Source organism: Enterobacter cloacae complex sp. P38RS (assembly GCF_014930775.1).
GTDB lineage: Bacteria > Pseudomonadota > Gammaproteobacteria > Enterobacterales > Enterobacteriaceae > Enterobacter > Enterobacter bugandensis.
In genome coordinates, this window is sequence record NZ_JADBRS010000008.1 from 146,578 (window position 1) to 170,799 (window position 24,222).

19 protein-coding genes are annotated in these 24,222 nt (G+C 54.5%); 7 read left to right on the plus strand and 12 right to left on the minus strand.

All coding sequences use genetic code 11. The features are described from left to right. Positions 1-11: 11 nt before the first annotated feature. The 12 genes from IM303_RS12840 to thpR form a co-directional block, all read right to left on the minus strand. Positions 12-2,591 carry an outer membrane usher protein gene (locus IM303_RS12840; RefSeq protein WP_048961414.1) on the minus strand — a complete coding sequence of 860 codons (2,580 nt, stop codon included), beginning with the start codon at positions 2,589-2,591 and terminating at the stop codon, positions 12-14. Positions 2,592-2,656: 65 nt separating this feature from the next. Next, positions 2,657-3,394: a fimbrial chaperone gene (locus tag IM303_RS12845; RefSeq protein ID WP_047367347.1), complete on the minus strand. Its 738-nt coding sequence runs from the start codon at positions 3,392-3,394 to the stop codon at positions 2,657-2,659. 62 nt (positions 3,395-3,456) lie between these two features. Next, positions 3,457-4,044 carry a fimbrial protein gene (locus IM303_RS12850; protein WP_047367348.1) on the minus strand — a complete coding sequence of 196 codons (588 nt, stop codon included), beginning with the start codon at positions 4,042-4,044 and terminating at the stop codon, positions 3,457-3,459. A gap of 399 nt (positions 4,045-4,443) precedes the next feature. Further along, entirely contained in the window at positions 4,444-4,824 is a 381-nt protein-coding gene (gene panD, locus IM303_RS12855; RefSeq protein WP_003856284.1) for an aspartate 1-decarboxylase, read from the minus strand. Between the two features lie 32 nt (positions 4,825-4,856). Further along, the gene (panC, locus tag IM303_RS12860; RefSeq protein ID WP_008501942.1) at positions 4,857-5,708 is read right to left on the minus strand and encodes a pantoate--beta-alanine ligase; all 852 of its coding nucleotides are present in this window, start codon (positions 5,706-5,708) and stop codon (positions 4,857-4,859) included. Between the two features lie 11 nt (positions 5,709-5,719). After that, positions 5,720-6,511: a 3-methyl-2-oxobutanoate hydroxymethyltransferase gene (gene panB, locus IM303_RS12865; protein ID WP_045259479.1), complete on the minus strand. Its 792-nt coding sequence runs from the start codon at positions 6,509-6,511 to the stop codon at positions 5,720-5,722. Positions 6,512-6,634: 123 nt separating this feature from the next. After that, on the minus strand, positions 6,635-7,114 hold the full coding sequence (folK, locus tag IM303_RS12870; RefSeq protein ID WP_047367349.1) for a 2-amino-4-hydroxy-6-hydroxymethyldihydropteridine diphosphokinase: 480 nt from the start codon (positions 7,112-7,114) through the stop codon (positions 6,635-6,637). Further along, positions 7,111-8,508 (minus strand): polynucleotide adenylyltransferase PcnB, encoded by a 1,398-nt coding sequence (pcnB, locus tag IM303_RS12875; protein ID WP_028015552.1) that lies wholly within the window; start codon positions 8,506-8,508, stop codon positions 7,111-7,113. Before pcnB ends, folK begins: the two co-directional genes overlap by 4 nt. 42 nt (positions 8,509-8,550) lie before the next feature. After that, positions 8,551-9,441: a tRNA glutamyl-Q(34) synthetase GluQRS gene (gene gluQRS, locus IM303_RS12880; RefSeq protein ID WP_049000540.1), complete on the minus strand. Its 891-nt coding sequence runs from the start codon at positions 9,439-9,441 to the stop codon at positions 8,551-8,553. Positions 9,442-9,500: 59 nt separating this feature from the next. Beyond that, a complete protein-coding gene (gene dksA, locus IM303_RS12885) occupies positions 9,501-9,956 on the minus strand; it encodes an RNA polymerase-binding protein DksA (RefSeq protein WP_013095632.1) in 456 nt (151 codons plus the stop codon). Between the two features lie 176 nt (positions 9,957-10,132). After that, positions 10,133-10,837, minus strand: coding sequence for a DNA/RNA nuclease SfsA (gene sfsA / locus IM303_RS12890; RefSeq protein WP_049000542.1), 705 nt, complete (start codon positions 10,835-10,837; stop codon positions 10,133-10,135). After that, a complete protein-coding gene (gene thpR / locus IM303_RS12895) occupies positions 10,827-11,381 on the minus strand; it encodes an RNA 2',3'-cyclic phosphodiesterase (RefSeq protein WP_049000544.1) in 555 nt (184 codons plus the stop codon). The genes sfsA and thpR overlap by 11 nt, the downstream gene beginning before the upstream one ends. Positions 11,382-11,454: 73 nt before the next feature. Between thpR and hrpB the strand changes: the two genes are divergently transcribed. The 7 genes from hrpB to fhuA all read left to right on the plus strand — a co-directional run bounded on the left by hrpB (position 11,455) and on the right by fhuA (position 24,188). Next, on the plus strand, positions 11,455-13,884 hold the full coding sequence (gene hrpB / locus IM303_RS12900) for an ATP-dependent helicase HrpB (protein WP_193360003.1): 2,430 nt from the start codon (positions 11,455-11,457) through the stop codon (positions 13,882-13,884). 145 nt (positions 13,885-14,029) lie between these two features. Further along, on the plus strand, positions 14,030-16,555 hold the full coding sequence (gene mrcB, locus IM303_RS12905) for a bifunctional glycosyl transferase/transpeptidase (protein ID WP_045631651.1): 2,526 nt from the start codon (positions 14,030-14,032) through the stop codon (positions 16,553-16,555). A gap of 333 nt (positions 16,556-16,888) precedes the next feature. Then, entirely contained in the window at positions 16,889-17,461 is a 573-nt protein-coding gene (locus IM303_RS12910; RefSeq protein ID WP_028015558.1) for a fimbrial protein, read from the plus strand. A 43-nt stretch (positions 17,462-17,504) separates the two neighbouring features. Then, the gene (locus IM303_RS12915) at positions 17,505-18,218 is read left to right on the plus strand and encodes a molecular chaperone (protein ID WP_028015559.1); all 714 of its coding nucleotides are present in this window, start codon (positions 17,505-17,507) and stop codon (positions 18,216-18,218) included. A 19-nt stretch (positions 18,219-18,237) separates the two neighbouring features. After that, on the plus strand, positions 18,238-20,718 hold the full coding sequence (locus IM303_RS12920; protein WP_192971619.1) for a fimbria/pilus outer membrane usher protein: 2,481 nt from the start codon (positions 18,238-18,240) through the stop codon (positions 20,716-20,718). Between the two features lie 8 nt (positions 20,719-20,726). After that, entirely contained in the window at positions 20,727-21,731 is a 1,005-nt protein-coding gene (locus IM303_RS12925; protein WP_192971620.1) for a fimbrial protein, read from the plus strand. Between the two features lie 201 nt (positions 21,732-21,932). Next, a complete protein-coding gene (fhuA, locus tag IM303_RS12930; RefSeq protein ID WP_193052997.1) occupies positions 21,933-24,188 on the plus strand; it encodes a ferrichrome porin FhuA in 2,256 nt (751 codons plus the stop codon). Positions 24,189-24,222: the final 34 nt, after the last annotated feature.

The following is a 24,222-nucleotide window of genomic DNA, read 5'->3' on the forward strand; positions in this document are numbered from 1 at the left end:
TCTAACTCCTTTTATAATACTGTGATGCGGCAGGTCTGGCCTGTCAGCAGCGTTGTTGGTCCAATCTTTTTCGCATTGGGCGGAATCTGATAGGAGACAGTACAGGATGTGCCGGACTCACTTCCCCAGACGATTTTTAACAACCCTTTATCTTCAATTCCGCGAATCCAGGCTTGCCCGGCCTGGCCTACGCTACCTACGGATACGCCTTGCTCAGTTTGAACATCGGCACCAAGCGGAATAAACCCACCGTCGTCACGCGTCAGTTCCATTAACACTGAACGCCCTTGATCGGTCTCAAAATTAACCAGCACAACGGCACCGCTACGCGGGACAGTAGTGGAACGGGTATTTTTCACTTCAACGTCAGAGCGCATATCGCTGATATCAAGACCGACGTTGTTTTCACGGTAGGCAGACAGATAGGGCATAAGGGCATAGCCTGAAGAGCCAATTTCACCGTTACCGATGGAGACTCGGGCACCTTCTGCTCCCTCAGCTTTAATCAGCGCAAGCGTATCGCTTTCGCTAATGCTGCCAGGGGCGAGTGTTATGCCACCAGAGTGCAGAATCATCCCGCCGCTATAGCTGGCGGAATATTGTCGGCTATCGTCATCGGATGCGGAGACGGAAAGACTCACCGGTCCATGCGGGCCGTTATAACTCCCGTAACCGCTTAGCTGATTTAATGTATCGTCGTTACGCGTGGTGCTTTCAGTGATGCTGTAACTGAACCGGTTATCTTCGGTGTTGCCGTTGGCGCTGGCGTTAAAACTTCCACCGCCTTTTAGATCGCTGCCGATGCCCGTGGTGAGGGATGAGAACCCGCCTGCACGCTTGCCGTTACCCATCAGCGTGTCGAAAGGAATTGTGAGGCTCAGATAGACACTATCATCCTTTTCCCCGAACTCGTTGTAGGTGCGCTGCACGGAGAGGCTGTAACTTCCCCAGCTTAACGATTGACTGTGGCCAACCGAGTACTGCGCTGATGAGCTGCTTTCATTCCAGTAGTCCTGCCAGGTGGAGTTGACATACAGCGATCCCAAATCAAGGCCGTTAAAGGCCAACGGCTGGCTGATGTTCACCTGGATCTGGTTCTTCATGCGCTGGAAAGTCTGGTACACATCGCTGTTATCGCGGTCAGGGTTAAGCTCCCTGTCACGGTATTTGATCTCGTTGGTCAAGGAAGCTGCATCGCTCAGGCTGAGATAGTCAGATGTCGAAAACCGGTATGCTGCTACGTTGAAAGAGGTATTCGTGGCTTCCATGAGTTTGCTGTAGGAGATACGATAACTCTCACCCTTAAGATGCCGTAAGCCGTCGATCCGGGCATCAGAATGCGTGACATCAAAGGCGAATGCGCCAATGCGGGTGTTCATAGCCAAACCCACCAATGCGGCGTAAAAATCGCTATCGGTGTACTCCAGACCCGCATAACCTGTGAAGGTATTGGTTAATCCATAATAGCCCGTGGCGTAACCTACCTTTGGCTTGTCACGTAGGTTATCGTCACGCAGTTCACCCACGCCGACATCCCATCGGGAGTAGCCCGGGCGCAGCATTTGCGCGACCGAGGAATACGCGACCGAGAAGGAACGTTTGCTGCCATCCGCTTCTTCTACAGTGACGATAAGATCGCTGCCATAACCCGTCGTACTGAGATCTGAGATTTCAAAGGGCCCCGGCGGGACGGAGGTTTCGTAAATCGTGTTTCCGCTCTGGGCGATCGTGACTTTGGCGTTGCTGTTTGCCACACCCCGAATCACCGGCGCATAAGTCGATATGCCATTAGGAAGCATACGATCATCGTTATATAAACGCGCCCCGCGCAGACTAATGGAATCGAAAGCATCTCCACGGGTGTAGGAATCTCCCGCGATAAACTGTGCTTTCAGCGGCGTGATATCACGCTGGAGATAAATGTCCTGGCTGGCGTAATGAGTACCGGAATCCCGATCCCAGTTCAGATTACCTCGTGCCCGAAGCCGCCACGGGCCCAGGTTTGCTCCATAGCGCAACCCTGCGTAGGCCGTATCGGTGCTGTAATCAGACGTGTCCGCGTGCCAGCCGTTAAGATCCCAGGAGAGCATCGCCGCCGGGATCCCGTCTTCCCAAAGTGAAGGATCGACAAATCCCGCCGGGCGCTGAATGACGAAAGCCTGGGGAATAGAAAGGTCCAACTCCTGCGTGGAAGGATCGTAAGCCACACGTGAGCCGGGATAGGCGTCTGACACAGAGATGCACGTATCTTCGGAATCATCCCCTGCTGGTTTAAGTTGCTCGGTTGCTACATTTGTCTGGGTGAGCAGTTTACGCGTGATGCAGGGCGTGGCGCGCGGTGTACCATTCTCCTTAAATACAAGATCCGTGGTAATGGAAGGTTTCCCGTTAATAACCACCTTCACCTTATACGTCCCGGCAAGAACAGGGTTGCCTTTTGAAAAACGGCTGACATCAATTGATGTACCGGTGTTATAAAGAAACTGATCGTTAAACTGCACGTCTTCTTCTTTATTATTTTCAGCAGCAAATGCACAAAACGGCAATACCGCACTTATCGATAAACATAGTAGTGAACGTTTAAACCGCATGATGTACTCTGTCCCAGAGTTAAGCTAATTATAGTTATTCCGAATGATACGAGGCGGATAAATAATCAATTCTGTATGGATTCATACTTATCAATTCCACCGAAATCATTGATGGCTTGCCAGGTGATTTTGTTATACCCCAAGGTGTTATGATTTTTTACGTTCATAGTCTGGCTTGAGAATGGCTCAATATAATGCGTTTCAATATCGTAGCTTTTAGCACCAGCAATAAGCGTTGCCCCCGCCAGTGATACATAATAAGGTGAATCATTCTTCGCACTTAAAACGATATTTTGACCTTGCCGGGTTTCAGTCCATTTAAGATTTTTAGCCGCATCTGTCGGTTCTCCTTTCAAACCTGTAGGCCGGAAAAAGAGTTTTATGCGGGTACGGAATGCCAGCTGAAGCATGCTTTGCGTATCGCTTTCCTTTGCCTTTGGCGGAACTTCCAGAACGTTAAACCAGAACAGAGATTCTTTATCTTTTGGCAATGACTGACCAAGCCAGGTGATTCTGACCGTTTGCCCTTTTTGCGGTTCTACACGCGATACAGGAGGCGTGACAATAAAGGGAAGTTTCAGCTCTTGAGGATTAGTGGTATCTCTTCCGTCATCGAGCCAGGTTTGTACCAGTAAAGGTCTGGTGCCACGGTTATCCATAGACACCGTTACGTCTTTTGCTGATTCTGGATAAATGACACGGGTGCCGGAAATCACAATATCTGCACTGGCGTTAAGAGCAAAAACGCTCACCGAGGCCAGCAGCAGGGCTTTTAATCCGCTCTTAATATTCAGTAAGTACATGTCTACTCTCAAATAATACGAAAAAATGTGCCCGGCTGGGCACATTAACAGGACGAATAAAATTATTCGTAGCTCATGGTGAAGTAAGCGTTGGCGCTAACTTTACCTGACTGCACAGGGCTAGTATCTTTCACCCAATTGGAGCCAGGGACATAAGCAACACGGTAGAACAGTTTACCGGAGCCGGCTTTCAGGTCTGTTTTCTGCGTATTATTGTCAGGCTGGCCTACCATAATACGAGATGAAATGGTTGGGGCATTGTTAAACAGGGCAAGTGCAACGTTGGTTGCAGAGCCTTGTACGTTAGCATCGGGTTCAATAGTACCGTTCGCAATAGCGCCCATATTTTTTGACATGAAGCTTGCAGAGGCATTCTTTAATGTCTCAGGGCAATTGGTGAGCAGCAGTTCAAAGTTTTTGGAACCGACGCCAGTATCAATAGTTGTGGATTCAACTTCAGATTTTTTAACGACGGGTAAGGTAATAGTAATATTGCTTTGTGATTCACCATTAGAGGTGGAAATATTACATGTTGTGTCTGTTACCGCACCATCAAAGGTGATTAAACCAAGATCCGTATCTGCGATTGCTGAAAAAGAACCTACTGCAAACAAAGCTACAGCTGAAGCTAATAACGTTTTTTTTAACATAATTGAAATTCCATTTAAAAAACATTGTAATGATTTAATACAAGCAAAATGATGATAGGGATCTCTGTATACGTTGGGTATTTAGAATTACTAAAAGTTATAATTAGAAAAAATTAAAGATTGATAAGTCATTGAAAAAGATCTTGAAAATGATCTCAAAAAAAACACTGGGGGTTATTTTTTATTGCGTTGATATGCTATTGGCAGGCTTGGATTATTAATGACATTGATCATTTTCCCTTTGTATATAATTGAGGGGAATGTTTATTTAAGAAAGGAGACGCGAAAAGAGAGGTGAAAATAAGTGAAATGAGTAAAGAGATGCTATTTACATAATTCAGAATGATGTGTTTTTTCCTGTTAAGGAGCGGATCCAGAGGGTTCCGCTCCTTGTTGGAATCAGGCAACCTGAACCGGAATCGCCTTTGCGGTGCGCTTCATTTCATTGTCGCCTTCGAAGTAGGCCACTTTAGGCTGCCAGCGGCGGGCTTCTTCGTCAGACATCATCACGAAGCTGGCGATGATCACAATGTCGCCCACGTCCGCACAGTGCGCCGCAGCGCCGTTAACGGAGATGATTTTAGAACCGCGCTCGGCGGCAATCGCATAAGTAGAGAAGCGTTTACCGTTGTTCACGTTCCAGATATCAATCGCTTCGTTTTCAAGAATACCCGCCGCGTCGAGAAAATCCTGGTCAATGGCGCAGGAGCCTTCATAGTGCAGGTCGGCCTGCGTGACTTTCACACGGTGAAGCTTACCTTGCAGCATTTTGCGAATCATTACGTTTACCTTTAATTATCAAGGGTGAAGAACTACGCCAGCTCAACCACTTTATTGTCAATCAGGCGTGCCTGGCCGAGCCATGCCGCCACCAGGATGACTGCGCGCTTGCTGTTCTGGGTTAATTCCAGCAGCGTATCAGCATCACGAATTTGTACGTCGTCAGCACGAAGGCCCTTATCGTTAAGCGCCTGCTCGGCAAGGGCAATAATCTCTTCTGCTGTTAACTCTTTTGCCAGCATCTGCTCTGCCATGGTGTTCATAACCTTGCTCAGGCCCGGCGCGATTTTACGCTGTTCGGCGGTCAGGTAACCATTCCGCGAGCTGAGCGCCAGACCGTCTTTCGCACGCACAATCGGTACGCCGACGATCTCAATATCGTAACCCATGTCAGCAACCATCTTGCGGATCAGCGCCAGCTGCTGGAAATCTTTCTCACCGAAGCAGGCAACGTCCGGCTGCACCAGGTTAAATAGCTTGCTGACGATGGTGGAGACGCCGCGGAAGTGGCCCGGACGGCTGGCTCCTTCCAGCATGGTAGAAATGCCCGGGACGTCAACGTAGGTCGCCTCTTCGGTACCCTGCGGGTAAACGTCCGCCGGTGCAGGTGAGAAGACGATATCCGCGTGGCGTTTTTTGAGCTTCTCGCAATCTTCCTGCAGGGTGCGCGGATAGCGTGCCAGATCGTCGGCGCGGTCAAACTGCATGGGGTTCACGAAGATACTGACCACCACGATATCTGCTCGCGCACGGGCTTCGTCGACGAGCTTCATGTGGCCGTCATGCAGATTGCCCATGGTCGGGACCAGTGCGATACGTTTACCTTCCTGACGCGCGCGGCGGATATGCTGGCGAAGCAGCGGCAGGGTTTCAATGATTAGCACAACGAGACTCCTTAATGGAAACTGTGTTCTTCACCCGGGTAAACACCGGATTCAACGTCGGCAATATACTGCCTGACCGCAGCGCGCATGTCGCCCGCTTCAGTGAGGAAATTTTTGGCAAATTTCGGGATATGCCCGCCAGTAATACCAAAGGCGTCGTGCATCACCAGAATCTGACCGTCGGTCACGTTGCCTGCACCAATACCAATCACCGGAATGGAGAGTGCGTCGGTGATGCGTTTCGCCAGCTCAACCGGCACGCACTCCAGCACCAGCAGTTGTGCGCCAGCGGCTTCCAGCGCCAGGGCATCCTCAAACAGCGTCTGCGCTGCGTCGCCGCGGCCCTGCACCTTATACCCGCCAAAGATGTTGACGGACTGCGGGGTCAGGCCCAAATGACCACACACCGGCACGGCGCGTTCGGTGAGCATTTTCACCGTCTCCACCAGCCAGGCGCCGCCTTCAATTTTGACCATGTTAGCGCCAGCGCGCATCACTGCCGCCGCGTTTTCAAATGCCTGCTCTGGCGTGGCATAGGCCATAAACGGCAGGTCGGAAAGCAGAAGGCAGCCTGGCGCACCGCGGCGTACCGCGCGGGTGTGATATGCAATATCTTCGACCGTGACCGGCAGGGTGGAATCATGTCCTTGTACCGTCATCCCTAACGAATCCCCGACCAGCATGACGTTGATCCCCTCTTCGGCAAACAGTTTGGCGAAGCTGTAGTCATACGCGGTGATGGTGGCGAAGCGTTTTTTTTCCTGTTTGCATTTCTGCAGTAAGGAGATGGTGGTTGGTTTCATACTGTTTCCTGATAGCCCAAAAGCGAATCTTTGCGCATTCTAACAGTAACATTCGAGGGAACAATGATTTTAGGCAATCGATTAACCACAATTATTTTGTGGTCAACCGGTGAGGAAAGAGGATCACCAGCGAGCGGGTCTTTCCGCGTTCAGGTTGTCCAGAACGGCCTTGAGCGGGATGCCTTCCGGGAAGGTGAGATCGGGCGCCACTTCAAAGAGCGGCCAGAGCATAAAGCCACGATTTTTCATGTCGTAATGCGGTACGGTGAGGCGTTCAGTGTTAATCACCTCATGGCCGAACAGCATAATATCGAGATCAAGCGTGCGCGGCCCCCAGCGTTCGGCTTTGCGTACGCGCCCCTGCTGCAGTTCGATGCGCTGAGTGTTGTCCAGCAGCGTTTCGGCATCGAGGGATGTTTCCAGCACCACGGCGGCGTTCAGATAATCAGGCTGATCCTGCGGGCCTAGCGGCGGCGTGCGGTAGAAGGAGGAGACCGCCACGATACGGCTTTGCGGGATCTCACCCAGCGCCTGTACGGCAGCATTCACCTGCTCCAGTGGAGAGGCTAAATTGCTGCCGATGGCGATATACGCGAGGGTCATGCTGTCCCTTCACGACGCGGTGCGCGTTTGCGCGGACGACGATGACGGCGACGCGGGGCAGGTTCTTCATCCAGCCCGGTCAGCATATCTTTCTGCTCCGGCGGGGCGGAAACCTGGAATTCGGCCCACCACTGCGCCAGGCGCTGCAGCTCCTGATTGCGTTCAGTTTCCGCACGCAGCGACAGCAGGTCGAAGGCGGCGCGGAACTTTGGATGCTCCATCAGCTTCCAGGCACGTTTGCCCTGACGGCGGGACATGCGCAGCTGAAGCTGCCAGATGTCGCGCACCAGGGTAGTAATACGTTTTGGGATAGCCAGCGTGCGGCACCCTTCGTCCAATACATCGTTCGCGGCCAGCGCGAAGGCATCGTAATAGGCGAGGCCGCTCTCCTGGGTGATTCTTTGAGCCGTTTCCAGCAGCGGGTACCAAAACATTGCCGCAAACAGGAATGCCGGGTTCACGCGCATATCGTTATGGATGCGGGTGTCGGTATTTTTCAGTACCTGCGCAATCATCCGTTCCATTGGGCTGTCGCCGTTCTCGGTGAAGTAACGGGTAATGGTCGGGAACAGCGGCTGGAACAGGTTGTATTCGCGCAGCAGATTGTAGGTTTCGAACCCGTAGCCGGCCTGCAGCAGCTTCAGCGCCTCTTCAAACAGGCGGGCAGGCGGCACGTCGTTAATCAGCGTCGCCAGACGCGGGATCGGCTCTGCGGTTTCCGGGCTGATGCGCATGTTCAGCTTGGCGGCAAAACGCACGGCGCGCAGCATGCGCACCGGATCTTCACGATAGCGCGTTTCCGGCGTGCCGATCAGGCGGATCAAACCCTCTTTCAGGTCCTGCATGCCGCCGACGTAATCACGCACGGTGAAATCCGCCACGCTGTAATAAAGGCTGTTGATGGTGAAGTCGCGACGCTGGGCATCTTCTTCGATAGAGCCGAAGATATTGTCGCGCAGCAGCATACCGTTCTGGCCGCGCTGTGACGTGGTGCGGTCGGATGCACCCGCTTCGTGGTGGCCGCGGAAGGTCGCCACTTCGATGATTTCCGGCCCAAACATCACGTGAGCCAGACGGAAACGGCGGCCAACGAGACGGCAGTTGCGGAATAATTTACGCACCTGCTCGGGCGTGGCGCTGGTCGTCACGTCGAAATCTTTCGGTTTTTTGCCCAGCAGTAAATCACGCACCCCACCGCCAACGAGATAGGCCTCGTAGCCCGCTTTATTCAGACGATAGAGTACCTTGAGGGCATTTTCACTGATATCTTTGCGGGAAATATTGTGCTGCTCACGCGGAATAACCGACATGTGTGGCTGTGCAATAGCGTCGTTCGCCATGCTCTCTTCGCGGCTTAGCACTTTACGGCAAAAATTAGCGACTCGGGTAAAAATGGTACACCTCGTAGTGTGTTTTGTTATGAAAAAAGCGGCTAATCATAGCTCAGCGCAACGCATTTGAGAATGCTGGATTTTTGGCACTGCCGCGAGCGTCCAGTTGGCAATGGCTATTTTCAGCAATTCGTCAATGCGCAGATCCTGCCATTCGTTGGTTACATTCTGGTTGAGAAATCGCAGCGCGTCGATCAAAACAGGACGCGGATCGCCGTCTGGCAGGGCCGGGGCGTGGTTTTGCTTGGAGAGCTTAACGCCCTGCGCATTGACCGCCAGCGGCAGATGAATGTAATCCGGCGCCGTCCAGCCAAACTGATGATAAAGCGAGATTTGCCGTACGGTCGGTTCGACCAGGTCCGCCCCGCGCACAATTTCCGTCACGCCCTGGAAATGATCGTCGATGACCACCGCCAGGTTATACGCAAACAGACCATCACGACGGTGAATAATAAAATCTTCACATGCCAGACGTTCATCTGCCCTAATCTCACCGGAGAGCCGATCGTGGAAGCGGGTGACGGGCGCGCGCTGTAGCAAGCGTACGGCGGCATTTTCCGGGGGAAGATTCAGCGTGCGGCAGTGGCCGTCATACACACCTCCCACGCTCTGGATACGCGCGCGGGTGCAGGTGCAGTTATAGGAGAGCCCCTGAGCGCTGAGCCAGGCCAGACGTTCCCGATAAGCCTCATGACGTTGTGACTGCCACAGAACGTTGCCGTCCCAGTGAAGACCGTAATGTTCCAGCTGACGCAGAATGGTGTCTGCAGCACCGGGAACTTCACGCGGAGGGTCAATATCTTCGATGCGGACGAGCCATTTACCCTGACTGGCGCGAGCCTGCAGGTAGCTGCCAAGCGCGGCAATTAATGAGCCGAAGTGTAATTCACCGGAAGGAGATGGCGCAAAGCGCCCGATATAGTGTGATTCAGACATATCAACAGTAACAAGGCGGGAGAGACTCCCGCCTTTGAAGTGTATAAACAGCGCTGGCGTTAGCCGGCCATCTGTTTTTCGCGGATTTCGGCCAGCGTTTTACAGTCGATGCACAGATCGGCGGTTGGACGCGCTTCCAGGCGACGAATACCGATTTCAACACCGCAGGATTCGCAGTAGCCAAAATCTTCGTCTTCGACTTTTTTCAGCGTTTTCTCGATCTTTTTGATCAGCTTGCGTTCGCGGTCACGGTTACGCAGTTCGAGGCTGAACTCTTCTTCCTGAGCGGCACGGTCTACCGGATCCGGGAAGTTAGCAGCTTCATCCTGCATATGCGAAACGGTGCGATCCACTTCATCCCTGAGTTGATTACGCCATGCTTCAAGAATACGCTTGAAGTGCGACAGCTGGGCTTCGTTCATATACTCTTCGCCCGGCTTCTCTTGATACGGCTCCACCCCAGCGATGGCGAGAATACTCAGGGACGATGTTTTACGGTTTTGCCCTTCTTGCATGTTGCTTCTCCTTAACACGCACTATCGATCCCCGTGTTGGGGGAAAAATCAGGTCGCTATAAATAGCAGATGCTTTTCCGTATGGCAATTATCTAAACGTAACACTTGACAAGCCTGTGAGGAAAAGCGTATTTGCGCACGCGGCCAGAACACTTATTCATCAATCGTCTAATCCCTTATAAGACAATGGGAAGAGACGATCTCAGAGTCATATTATCGGCAGAAAGTTCCGCTTTATAAGCTAAAACCTCTACCCCCTGCTTTTGTGCCTCATTCAACAGTTGTGCGTATTTAGGATCGATATGGCGGGCAGGGGAAAACCGTTCAATCGCTGTATGCAACACCGCAAACAGCAATACGGCGCGTTTGCCCGCCGCCGCAACACTCATTAGCTCTCGCAGATGCTTCTGCCCGCGTAGCGTTACCGCATCCGGAAAGAAGCCGTTTCCCTGTTCCGCTAACGTCACTGATTTTACTTCAATATAGCACTCAGGACGGCCTTCCGCCTGTAACATGAAGTCAATTCTGCTGCCTTCATCGCCGTATTTCACTTCTGTTTTATGCGTACCGTAACCCACCAGTTCGGGAATGGCGCCATTCGTCAGCGCTTCCTTAACCAGCTGATTTGCACGCAGAGTATTAACACAAATAAACGCCCCGTTTTGCGTTTCGGTTATTTCCCAGGTATGGGGATATTTGCGTTTAGTATTTTCTGAAGTGGAATACCAGACCGTGTCACCCGGCGCGGCGCAACCGGTCATGGCGCCGGTGTTGGGGCAGTGCAGGGTGAGCTCTTCGCCTGCCGGCGTCACCACGTCGGCGAGGAAGCGTTTGTAGCGTTGGATCAGCGTGGCGGACTGGAGTGCAGGACTAAACTTCATCGGAATTCCTTGTGGTGTCGCCCAACGTCCAGCGCTGTAGCGGCCTGTAGCGGGTGCGTCCCCGTGCAAAGACGGATTCATAAAGCGCGAATTCATTAACCGGAAAAGCCCAGTGAAAACCCGGCGGCGGAATGGCAACAGCCTGACCGGCATCGCGCAGCAGCGTGACGTGCGGATGAAACGGCTGCGGGCTCTGGTAACAGCCGCTGCGCGCTGCCTGCGCGCGCAACATATTGGCGAGCTGTAACAACCCGCGCGGCGGCTGGCGCGTACCCAGCCAGACCACGCGCGAACGCAGCCACTGACCCGCATCGTCAAGGTGCAGCGTAAACGCCGGCTGGACAATACGCTCGGCCATGGCGGCTAATGCCCGCTGTTTTTCGGCGCTCACGTCACCCAAAAAGGCCAGCGTCAGGTGCAGGTTTGCCGCCGCAACGGGTCGGCCCGCTTCCGGTGGAAAATGTTCCGCGCGCCAGCGAACGATTTGCCGCTGAAGGGGGGTGGGCAATTCAATGGCAAAAAACAGCCGTTTCGAATCAGACATACGGGGGACTCGGTAATGATATGCGCCGATGCTACAATGTACGCCGACTAATGTTAACTCTTTGGAGCTGTTAGTGTCCTCATTGCCGGTCGCCGTCGTTCTTCCTGAGCTTCTCGCTGCCTTACAACATGCCCCGCAGGTTTTGCTTAACGCGCCTACGGGGGCGGGTAAATCTACCTGGCTGCCGCTGCAGATCCTTAAAGAGGGGAAGATTGCCGGGAAAATTATCCTGCTGGAGCCGCGCAGGCTGGCCGCGCGCAACGTGGCGCAGCGCCTGGCGGAACTGCTGAATGAAAAACCGGGCGAAACGGTAGGCTACCGGATGCGCGCCGAAACCTGCGTCGGCCCGTCCACGCGGCTTGAGGTGGTCACCGAGGGCATTCTTACCCGCATGCTGCAAAACGACCCGGAGTTGAACGGTGTCGGGCTGGTGATCCTGGATGAATTCCACGAGCGCAGCCTGCAGGCCGATCTGGCCCTCGCGCTGTTGCTCGACGTTCAGCAGGGGCTGCGCGACGATCTGCGGCTGCTGATTATGTCGGCGACGCTGGATAACGAGCGGCTACGACAGGTATTACCCGATGCGCCGGTCATCAGCTCAGAAGGACGGGCATTTCCTGTTGAGCGTCGCTATCAGCCGCTTCCTGCCCATCAGCGCTTTGACGAAGCGGTAGCTATTGCTACTGCTGACCTGCTTCGCCAGGCGCCCGGCTCGCTGCTGCTGTTTTTGCCCGGCGTGGGGGAGATTCAGCGCGTGCAGGAGCGGCTGGCCTCCAGGGTGGGCAGTGACGTACTGCTTTGCCCGCTCTATGGCGCCCTGTCGTTGACCGAGCAGCGTAAAGCCATCCTTCCCGCCCCGGCGGGGCAGCGTAAAGTCGTGCTGGCAACCAACATTGCCGAAACCAGTTTAACCATCGAAGGCATTCGCCTGGTGGTGGATAGCGCGCAGGAGAGGGTGGCGAGCTTTGATCCGCGCACCGGGCTGACTAAATTGCTGACACAACGCATCAGTCAGGCGTCAATGGTGCAGCGCGCGGGCCGTGCGGGGCGTCTAGAGCCGGGTATTTGCCTGCATTTGACCAGCGCGGAGCAGGCTGAACGCGTGGCACAGCAAAGCACGCCGGAGATTTTACAAAGCGATCTCTCCGGGCTGGTGATGGATCTCCTGCTGTGGGGCTGCCCGGATCCTGAACAGCTCACCTGGCTTAATCCACCGCCTGTCGTGAATCTCGCCGCCGCGCGCAGCCTGCTCACCCAGCTTGGCGCGCTGGAAGGGGAACGTCTGACGGCGCGCGGTCAGAAAATGGCGGCGCTGGGCAACGATCCGCGTCTGGCGGCGATGCTGGTGGCCGCTCAGGGCGAAGATGAAATTGCCACAGCGGCGAAACTGGTGGCTATTCTTGAGGAGCCGCCGCGCGGAGGCAGCAGCGATCTGGGGCAGGCGTTTTCGCGCAATCAGGGAAACTGGCAGCAGCGGGCGCAGCAGCTGTGCAAAGGCCTGAACTGCCGGGGCGGTTCACCTGACGGCGATAAGATTGCCTCCCTTCTGGCGCTGGCCTTCCCGGACAGGATTGCGCGCCGCCGCGGGCTGGATGGACGCTACCAGCTGGCAAACGGCATGGGGGCGATGCTGGACAGCGATGATGCCCTGACGCGACATGAATGGCTGATCGCGCCGCTCCTGCTTCAGGGCAGCCAGTCTCCTGATGCCCGTATTTTACAGGCGATTGCCGTGGACATAGATGCCCTGACGCGTACCTGCCCGCAGCTGCTCCAGCAATCGGACATCGTGGAATGGGATGACGCTCAGGGGACGCTAAAGGCGTTTCGGCGTAGTCAGATTGGCAAACTGATCCTCGGGACGAAACCGCTGGCGAAGCCGTCGGAAGAAGAGTTACACCAGGCAATGCTGAACGGCATTCGGGAAAAGGGCCTTAACGTCCTGAACTGGACGCCGGAAGCTGAACAGTATCGCATTCGTCTGCACTGCGCCGCGAAGTGGCTACCGGAATACGGCTGGCCCGCGGTGGATGATGAGACGCTGCTCGCGACGCTTGAGCAGTGGCTGCTGCCGCAAATGAGCGGCGTGCACTCTCTGCGCGCCCTTAAGACGCTTGATGTTAAGACCGCGTTACAGAATTTACTGGACTGGTCATTACGTCAACGTCTGGATAGTGAGCTTCCTGGGCATTACACTGTGCCCACCGGGAGCCGGATTGCCATTCGTTATCATGAGGATAATCCTCCGGCGCTGGCGGTTCGGATGCAGGAGATGTTTGGTGAGGCAACCACGCCGTCTATTGCGGAAGGGCGGGTGCCGTTGGTGCTTGAGCTGCTCTCGCCTGCGCATCGTCCGTTGCAGATCACCCGCGATCTGGGGGCGTTCTGGGCGGGAAGCTACCGTGAAGTGCAGAAAGAGATGAAAGGGCGCTACCCCAAACACGTATGGCCGGACGATCCGGCGAATACGGCGCCGACGCGGCGGACGAAGAAATATTCGTAGTGGGGAAAGTGCGGCCTGATGCCCTCACCCCGACCCTCTCCCACGGAGAGAGGGAGAAAACCAATTTTGAGAGATTTCTTCTTTCACAGGCCTGTGGAAGAAAAGAAAATCTGGCCTTTGCGCCTGAAAGTTGCGGAGAAAAAGCATGGCGGGGAATGACCGCGAGCCAATAGGACGTAAGGGAAAACCCGCGCGTCCGGCGAAAGAAAAGGTAAGCCGTCGTCGCCTCAGAGATGAGGAGTATGACGATGACTATGAAGACGATTATGAGGATGAAGAACCCATGCCGCGTAAAGGAAAAGGCAAAGGGCGTAAGCCTCGTGGGAAGCGCGGCTGGTTCTGGCTGCTGCTGAAGCTGTTCATTGTTTTTGTTGTGCTGATCGCGATTTACGGCGTTTATCTGGATCAGAAGATCCGCAGCCGTATCGACGGGAAAGTCTGGCAATTGCCGGCGGCAGTGTATGGTCGCATGGTGAACCTTGAGCCGGACATGTCCATTAGCAAGAACGAGATGGTGAAACTGCTGCAAGCTACGCAGTATCGTCAGGTCACGAAAATGACCCGCCCGGGCGAATTTACCGTCCAGGCGAAGAGCATTGAGATGATCCGCCGCCCGTTCGACTTCCCGGACAGCAAAGAGGGGCAGGTGCGCGCGCGTCTGACTTTTGACGGCGATCGGCTGGAAACCATTGAGAACATGGACAATAACCGCCAGTTCGGTTTCTTCCGTCTTGATCCGCGTCTGATCACCATGCTCTCGTCCGCCAATGGCGAACAGCGCCTGTTCGTGGCGCGTAACGGCTTCCCGGATCTGCTGGTGGATACCCTGCTGGCAACCGAAGACCGCCATTTCTACGAGCACGACGGTATCAGTCTCTACTCCATCGGCCGTGCGGTGCTGGCGAACCTGACTGCGGGTCGTACCGTGCAGGGGGCGAGTACGCTTACCCAGCAGCTGGTGAAGAACCTGTTCCTCTCCAGCGAGCGTTCTTACTGGCGTAAAGCCAACGAAGCGTATATGGCCGTGCTGATGGATGCGCGCTACAGCAAGGATCGTATCCTTGAGCTGTACATGAACGAGGTGTACCTCGGCCAGAGCGGCGATAACGAGATCCGCGGCTTCCCGCTGGCGAGCCTGTACTACTTTGGCCGTCCGGTGGAAGAGCTCAGCCTTGACCAGCAGGCTCTGCTGGTGGGCATGGTGAAAGGGGCGTCCATTTATAACCCGTGGCGCAACCCGAAACTGGCGCTGGAGCGTCGTAACCTGGTACTGCGTCTGCTGCAACAGCAGCAGGTGATTGACCAGGAATTATACGACATGCTTAGCGCACGTCCGCTGGGCGTGCAGCCGCGCGGTGGGGTGATCTCTCCGCAGCCTGCTTTCATGCAGATGGTGCGCCAGGAGCTGCAAAGCAAGCTCGGTGATAAGGTCAAAGATCTCTCCGGCGTGAAGATCTTCACAACCTTTGACTCGGTAGCCCAGGACGCGGCAGAAAAAGCGGCGGTGGAAGGCATTCCGGCGCTGAAGAAACAGCGCAAGCTGAGCGATCTGGAAACCGCGATGGTGGTGGTTGACCGCAATACCGGCGAAGTGCGCGCGATGGTGGGCGGCGCAGAGCCGCAGTATGCGGGCTACAACCGCGCGATGCAGGCGCGTCGTTCGATTGGCTCTCTGGCTAAACCGGCGACCTATCTCACCGCGCTGAGCCAGCCGAATTTGTATCGCCTGAACACCTGGATCGCCGATGCGCCAATCTCCCTGCGTCAGCCTAACGGCCAGGTCTGGTCACCGCAGAACGATGATAAACAGTTCAGCGGCCAGGTGATGCTGGTGGATGCGTTAACCCGCTCCATGAACGTACCTACGGTTAATCTCGGTATGGCGCTGGGCCTGCCGGCCATTGTCGACACCTGGCAGAAGCTGGGCGTACCGAAAGATCAGCTGCACCCTGTTCCGGCGATGATTCTGGGGGCGCTTAACCTGACGCCGATCGAAGTGGCGCAGGCGTTCCAGACTATTGCCAGCGGGGGTAACCGCGCACCGCTCTCTGCCCTGCGTTCGGTGATTGCCGAAGATGGCTCCGTGCTGTATCAGAGCTTCCCGCAGGCTGAACGTGCCGTTCCTGCGCAGGCGGCCTACATGACGCTGTGGACGATGCAGCAGGTTGTACAGCGCGGTACCGGTCGTCAGCTGGGGGCGAAGTATCCTGGTCTGCATCTGGCGGGTAAAACCGGGACCACCAACAACAACGTCGATACCTGGTTTGCCGGTATTGATGGCCGTGAAGTGGTGATCACCTGGGTAGGCCGTGACAACAACCAGCCGACCAAACTTTACGGGGCGAGCGGGGCGATGTCGATTTACCAGCGCTACCTGGCGAACCAGTCACCTGTGCCGCTGAACCTGGTCGCGCCGGAAGATATCGTCGATATGGGCGTGGATGGTTCCGGGAACTTTATCTGCGGCGGCGGGATGCGAACCCTCCCGGTCTGGACGACCAACCCGGACTCACTGTGCCAGCAGAGCCAGCCTGAACAGCCAACGGGCAACCCGTTCGATCAATCTTCTCAGCCGCAGCAGCCGCAGCAACAACCGGCCCAGCAGCAGAACGAGAAGAAAGACAGTGATGGCGTGGCCGGCTGGATCAAGGATATGTTTGGTGGGAATTAATTAATTCCCTGAATAAAAAGCCGCTTTAATATAAAGCGGCTTTTTTGTTTTTTACATCCTGCAATTTTTAAAAAAATTAAATATCTAATTTAGAATTTTTAAGTTCTCATTTTTTGCATCTAAAACATGCATTTGAAATCTTCTACATGTTGCGTAACTTTATCCTCTCTGGACACAATGAAGAATAATCTGATGTAATCGCCATAAGAAATTCACTGGCTCATAGGATATTCCTATTTAGTCAGTCATGTGTAACATGCTGGATAACATTTCGACTCAAAATATTTGTAGTGCGAATGGATGCCACAATTGTCAAATATAAGGATATTTTTCATGAACAAAAAAATTGTCTCTACATTTTTAGCCGGAAGCGTTATGGCCGCGCTGTCTCTGCCTGTATTTGCATCAAACGATTCCGGTACGGTGAACTTCGCCGGAAAAATTGTTGCCGATACCTGTGAAATTAACGTTGATGGCACAGGGACTAACACTTCCACCGTCACTTTCGCAGATACCTATCCTTCGGATTTTGGCGCTGACGGTACGGTTGGCACCTCAAAAGCCTTTAAGATTGAAGTGAAAAAATGTGATCCGCTGGTCGCTAAACTGAACCTCAAGTTTAGCGGCACGACAACAGACGCCGCTAACAAGCGTTTGAAGAACGATCTGACTGGCGCAGGCAATGCGACCAACGTTGGCATCATCGTCAGCAATGAGAACGGCGCTAAAGGCGATGTTGTTTTCGACGGTTCAGTACCGGATGCGGGTACCGATGTGAACAACGACGCAACCGGGGCAACGGCTTCTGTCTTTAACTACACCGCGAAAGTGATTCAGGTGGGGGATACCGCGCCAACCGCGGGCCATTACTCCTCCTCTGCAACATTCGAGGTTGTCTATCGCTAAGCAATGACGGGCAGCCTGAACGGCTGCCTTTTTGGAACATTGTATGAAGACTTTATTTAAATTGTTATGTGGTTGTTTAATTATTTCCTGCTGTTCAGTACAGGCAAGTGTTGTTCTCGGTGGTACGCGAATTATTTATCCATCGAATAAATCAGAAGTTCAGATAGCACTTAAAAATAAAGATCCGCATACACGTTATCTGGTGCAAAGCTGGGTAAGTTACCCCAATGATGCGAAAGCGCCATTTATTATTACTCCTCCTGTTTACAAATTGCAGGAAAATCGTCAAACCCTTTTGCACGTTATTTTTACCGGCGATAAAAAAAGCCTGCCCGCAGACCGGGAATCTCTGTTTCTGGCAAACGTTAAATCCGTATCGGCACTCTCGCCGGAGCTGAAAGAGAAAAATACGCTGCAATTTGCGATGAAAACGCGCCTGAAGCTTTTCTGGCGTCCGGCTCAGCTGAAGGAAAGCGATGCCCTGGAAGCCTACACAAAAATCACATTCCAGCGTCAGGGCGACACGCTAATTGCAAACAACCCGACCCCGTTTTACGTCTCGTTTGGCGAGCTGGCCGTTGGTGGGAAAAGTGTTCCGGTGAAAGAGACCAAAACCACGCCAGGCGCCATTTCAATGATGGTGGCTCCGTTCAGCGAGCAGCGTTTCGCGTTACCGAATTCAGCAAAGGGCGCGGTGACCTGGACGGCAATCAATGATTTCGGTGGGCAAACCCCGCAGCGCAAGCAGGCTCTTTAAATCATCATGTTGGTGTTTTATGTCGTCATCTCTGCTTCACAAACAGGTACTGTACGGGATCGCGCTGACGCTGCTCGCCGCGATCCAGCCTGCAAGTGCTGATGACGAATTTAACCTGCGGATCCTTGAGCTGGATACGCCCCTCGAAAATACCTCTACGCTAGAAAACTTCATCAATGATAACGGGCTACTTGCCGGAAGCTATCTTACGACTGTTATGTGGGATCGGGATGTAGTGGATAAACGTCCCATCGCTTTCGTGCTGTCTGACGATAAACAGCGCCTGCTGCCGGAGCTGACGAAAGCGGATCTGCGCGATTACGGCGTGAAAGTCGACACGATCCCGGACTTAAAAGATCTGGATGACGGCGCTTATGTCCGCGATATCTCCCATTTCATTGAAAATGCCCGTTACGAATACAATCAGGATGACCAGACCCTGAAGCTGGTCATCCCGCAGGCGTATCGCGACCATGCTGCCGCTGGCGCGATACATCCAAAATTCTGGGATGACGGCGCGCCTGCCGCCTGGACAAGCTATCAACTCAGCGGTTCTCAGCAGCACTACAGTTCGGGCAAAACCTCTTCGACCTGGCTTGGCCTGGAGTCGGGGATTAACCTTGGGGCGTGGCGGCTGCGAAATAACAGCACCTGGAGCGACGCTTCCGGCTGGGAGGCCATTGCCAGCACGTTACAACGCGACATCAAAACGCTGAAAAGCCAGCTTGAGATTGGTCAGACATATACCAATGGTGAGCTTTTTGACAGCGTCCAGATGACCGGCGTGAAGCTGGAAACGGATACTTCTATGCTGCCTGTTAGTCAGCAGGGCTTTGCGCCCGTCGTGCGCGGTATTGCCAATAGCGATGCGAAAGTCACTATCAAGCAAAACGGTTACACCATCTATCAGACAAACGTCTCACCGGGGCCGTTCGAGATCCGCGATTTAAGCCAGGTAACATCCGGAGCCGATCTGGAAGTGACTGTCGAAGAGGCGGACGGCAGCGAGCATAGCTTCATCCAGGCCAGCGCGTCGGTGCCAGTGTTACAGCGGGAAGGCGGCTTTAAGTATTCGCTGGCCGCAGGGCGCTATCGCGGTAATGAAGGTGAAGACGAACCCACCTTTGCGCAAGGCACGGCCATCTATGGTCTGCCTTACGGCGTCACGGCGTATACCGGCGCGCTGGGTTCATCACTGTATCACGCGCTGCTGCTGGGGCTCGGTGCCGATCTGGGGCATTTCGGCTCCGCCTCTGTCGACCTCACGGCCGCGCGTACCGCGTTTGATGACGGGCGTGACGATGCCAGCGGTTTATCCTGGCGGGCGCAGTATTCAAAAGATATTCCCGACACGGATACCACCATTACGCTTGCCAGCTATCGCTACTCCACATCGGGGTTCTATACCTTTCAGGAAGCTATCGATCAGCGTGACAGCGAAATCGATGACGGCATTTATACCTACCGCAGAACTAATAACCGCCGTAGCCGCATGCAGCTCAACCTTTCCCAGCGGGTTTCTGACTGGGGCTCGGCCTATCTCAACGGCTATCAGCAGGACTACTGGGATATGGACGGCCATGAGCGTAGCGTCAGCGCGGGGTTCAGCTCCAGCTGGCGCGACATCACCTGGTCGATAAGTTACAACCTGACCCGCACGCCAGATGCCGATACCGACCGGCAAATGGCGTTGACGGTCAACATTCCGTTATCAAAGTGGCTGCCGAATTCCTGGGCAACCTACAGTGCCAATACCTCCAGTGGCGGATTTGTCTCGCATCAGGTTGGGCTTGGCGGTACCGCGCTGGAAGACAATAAGCTGAGCTACAACCTCCAGCAGACCTATGCCAACCAGGATACGGGCTACGGCGGCAGCCTGTCCGGGCGTTATCGCGGGGCTTCCGGTGAGGTAGGGATGGGGTACAGCTACGGTGGTAACAATCGGCAGTGGAACTACAGCGCTCAGGGGTCAATCGTTGCTCACGAGCATGGCGTGACGCTGGGTCAACCCGTACGCGACGCCTTCGCCATTGTGCACATTAAAGATGGTGATAACGTCAAAGTGCAAAACGGGCGCGGTATCGCGACGGACCGTTTTGGTAACGCGATTGTTCCTTCTCTGACGGCCTACCGGCACAACATCATCACCGTGAATACGCAGGATCGGGAAGATATTGATATCGACGCGGCAACGCTGGATCTCGTGCCGACGAAAGGGGCGGCAGTGCCGGCCACGTTCGACGCGCGCGTGGGACGACGCGCGCTGGTGACCTTGCTCTACGCGGGTAAGCCCGTGCCGTTTGGTGCCCTGGTGGCGCTGGACAACACCACGGCCATCGTGGGCGATGACGGGGAGGTTTACCTGACCGGGCTGTCCGGCAAAACAACGTTTAGCGTGCAGTGGGGAGAAGAGCGCGATCGGCAGTGTCAGGGGACGCTGGATCTTCCCTCGCACAGCCCGGCAGGGATTGTAAAAGCCACGGTCAACTGCCTTAACTGAGGTATTTCATGAATCTACGTCGTATCGTTAACACTTTCCTGCCACCGATACTGCTTGTGCTGGCGGGGGCATTTTGCCATTCAGCCAGGGCAGATTGTACCTTCAACGGCAGCGCTGACGCGGATGCCGTGGTGACGTTCCAGCTTCCTCCGGTCATTATTGTCGCCCCCGACACGCCCGTCGGCACCGTGCTTTATGACGCCAGCGTCGAGAGTAAAGCGGTAACGGTGGATTGTAGCGGTGACGCGCAAATTCGACGCGGGTATTTGTACCTCACGGATGCGGATGCGCGCGAAGGTGTGATGAGCGGGGTTTATCAGACCAACGTGCCTGGTATTGGCATCCGCGCGGCGTCGTCGACCGAACGGCTTCCCGGTTACACTGAACAGGATTTAGTCCGGCCCATGCAATTTCTGGGATCGATCCACGGTTATTCGCAAAGTACATCTGTATTTCGCGCCGCTGCCCAGCTGGTCGTCACGGGCGCTATCCAGGAGGGCGATCTTGATACCTCACGGTTAACCTCAATGGATATCCTGGGCAACGCGCCGATCGGTGAAATGCGCTTCTCTCCCACCACTATTCGCATCACCACAAATACCTGTAACCTGGTCGATCGCAACATCTATGTGCCGCTGAAAACGGTCAATACCCAGGACTTTAGCGGCCAATACTCTGACATCCTCACGGACGACAGCTTTAAGATTGAGATCACCGACTGCGCGGCAGGCACAAAGGTGGATTATCAGTTTACCAGCGCGGGCTCAACGGGCGTCACGAACGGCAATATTTTGGGGATCGCCTCCGGAGATTCCGCCGCTGAAGGCGTCGGCATTCAGATCCTTGACCAGAATGATACGGTGCTGCAGTTCGATCGGAACTATACGGCGATAACTGGCGCGCAGGACAACGTTCCTGTCGAGATCCCACTCAAGGCTCGCTACGTCAGGACGGGGGAGATAAAAGCCGGCAAAGTCGATTCTGTCGCGACGTTCGAGCTCTTTTACCGTTGATTCATCCTGCCCGCTCTGGCGGGCTAAGGATCATTTCACTAACTTCGTTAACCCTCTCTTTTCATCTGGTTAATTCTTAAACCCTTAAATCTTGTAGGGCCGCTTACTGCTTGCTATGCATCCAGCGTTTCGCATATTATTCTGCGGTCATAATAATAATTCTCGTTTACGTTATCATTCACTTTTCCATCAGAGATAAACATGGCGCTTTCCAATACTGCTCAGCCAATTAACACGTCGCTGCGTAAAGTCGCGGTTGTCGTAGCCACAGCGGTTGCTGGCATGTCTGCATTTGCTCACGCTGCCGAAACCCCGAAAAAAGAAGATACTATTACCGTTACCGCTGCACCTGCTGCACAGGAAAGTGCCTGGGGACCTGCTGCGACTATCGCCGCCCGCCAATCTGCGACCGGTACCAAAACAGACACCCCAATTCAAAAGGTTCCACAGTCTATTTCTGTGGTGACGGCCGAAGAGATGGCGCTGCACCAGCCGCGTTCGGTTAAAGAAGCCCTGAGCTACACGCCGGGCGTTGCGGTGGGCACGCGTGGTGCGTCCAACACCTATGATTATCTGGTTATTCGCGGTTTCGCGGCCGATGGCCAGAGCCAGAACAACTACCTCGACGGCATGAAGATGCAGGGCAACTTCTATAACGACGCGGTGATAGACCCGTACATGCTGGAGCGCGCCGAAATCATGCGCGGTCCGGTTTCCGTTCTGTACGGTAAAAGCAGCCCGGGCGGCCTGCTGAACATGGTAAGTAAGCGCCCAACAACCGAGCCGCTGAAAGAGATCCAGTTTAAAGTGGGTACCGACAGCCTGTTCCAGACAGGCTTTGACTTCAGCGATGCGATCGACGATGAGGGTGTCTATTCATACCGCCTGACGGGCGTTGCGCGCTCGAACAATTCGCAGCAGGAAGATAAGGGCGAGCAGCGTTATGCCATCGCGCCATCCTTCTCCTGGCGTCCGGATGACAAAACCACCTTCACGTTCCTCTCCTACTTCCAGAACGAGCCTGAAACGGGCTACTACGGCTGGCTACCAAAAGAGGGGACGGTTGACCCGCTGCCAAACGGCGATCGTCTGCCGACTAACTTCAATGAAGGCGCGAAGAACAACACCTATTCCCGTAACCAGAAAATGGTGGGATACAGCTTCGACCACGAATTCAACGATACTTTCACCGTGCGTCAGAATCTGCGCTTTGCCGAGAACAAAACCTCGCAAAACAGCGTTTACGGCTACGGCATGTGTTCCGATCCGCTCTATTCGAATAATCCGGCATCCAGCCCTTGCGCGAGCATTCCTCAGTCACAATGGGGGCATACGCTGACTCGCCAGTATGTGATCGATGACGAGAAGCTGCAAAACTTCACCGTTGATACGCAGCTTCAGAGCAAGTTCGCGACGGGGGCTCTCGACCATACTCTGCTGACAGGCGTTGATTTCATGCGCATGCGTAATGACATTAACTCCTGGTTCGGCTACGCCGGCTCCGTTGCGCCATCCGATATTTACGATCTCGATCGTGGCGATTTCGATTTCGGTTCACACCCTGGACCGTCTGGTGCTTACCAGGTGCTGAACAAGCAGAAGCAGACCGGCGTTTACGCTCAGGATCAGATCGAATGGGATAAAGTGCTGGTGACACTGGGCGGCCGTTACGATTGGGCCGATCAGGAGTCCTACAACCGCGTATTAAATACCACCGCCAAGCGTGATGATACTCAGTTCACCTGGCGTGGCGGCGTTAACTACCTGTTCGACAACGGGGTAACTCCTTATTTCAGCTACAGCGAATCCTTTGAACCGGCTTCCCTGACCGACGCTCAAGGTAAACCATTCTCACCGTCTAAAGGCAAACAGTACGAAGCGGGCGTGAAATACGTGCCTAACGATCGTCCGATCGTGATCACCGGTGCAGTGTATCAGCTGACCAAAACCAACAACCTGATGGCTGACCCAACTGGCTCACCCTTCTCCGTTGAAGGCGGCGAGATCCGCGCCCGTGGCGTAGAGCTGGAAGCCAAAGCGGCGTTATCTGCCAGCGTGAACGTTGTCGGTTCTTATACCTATACCGATGCGGAATACACCACCGACACCAACTACAAAGGCAACACGCCGGCGCAGGTGCCAAAACATATGGCATCCCTGTGGGGTGATTACACGATGTTTGACGGCCCACTGTCTGGCCTGACGCTGGGTACCGGCGTGCGTTATACCGGCTCCAGCAAAGGTGACCCGGCGAATAGCTTCACTGTTGGGAGCTATACACTGGTTGATGCACTGGTCAGATACGATCTGGCGCGTGTAGGCATGGCCGGATCAAACGTCGCGCTTCACGTGAACAACCTGTTCGATCGTGAGTACGTTGCCAGCTGCTTCAACACCTACGGTTGCTTCTGGGGTGCTGAACGCCAGGTTGTCGCCACCGCGACCTTCCGCTTCTAACCTCTTTATGGGCACGGTTCGCCGTGCCCTTTTT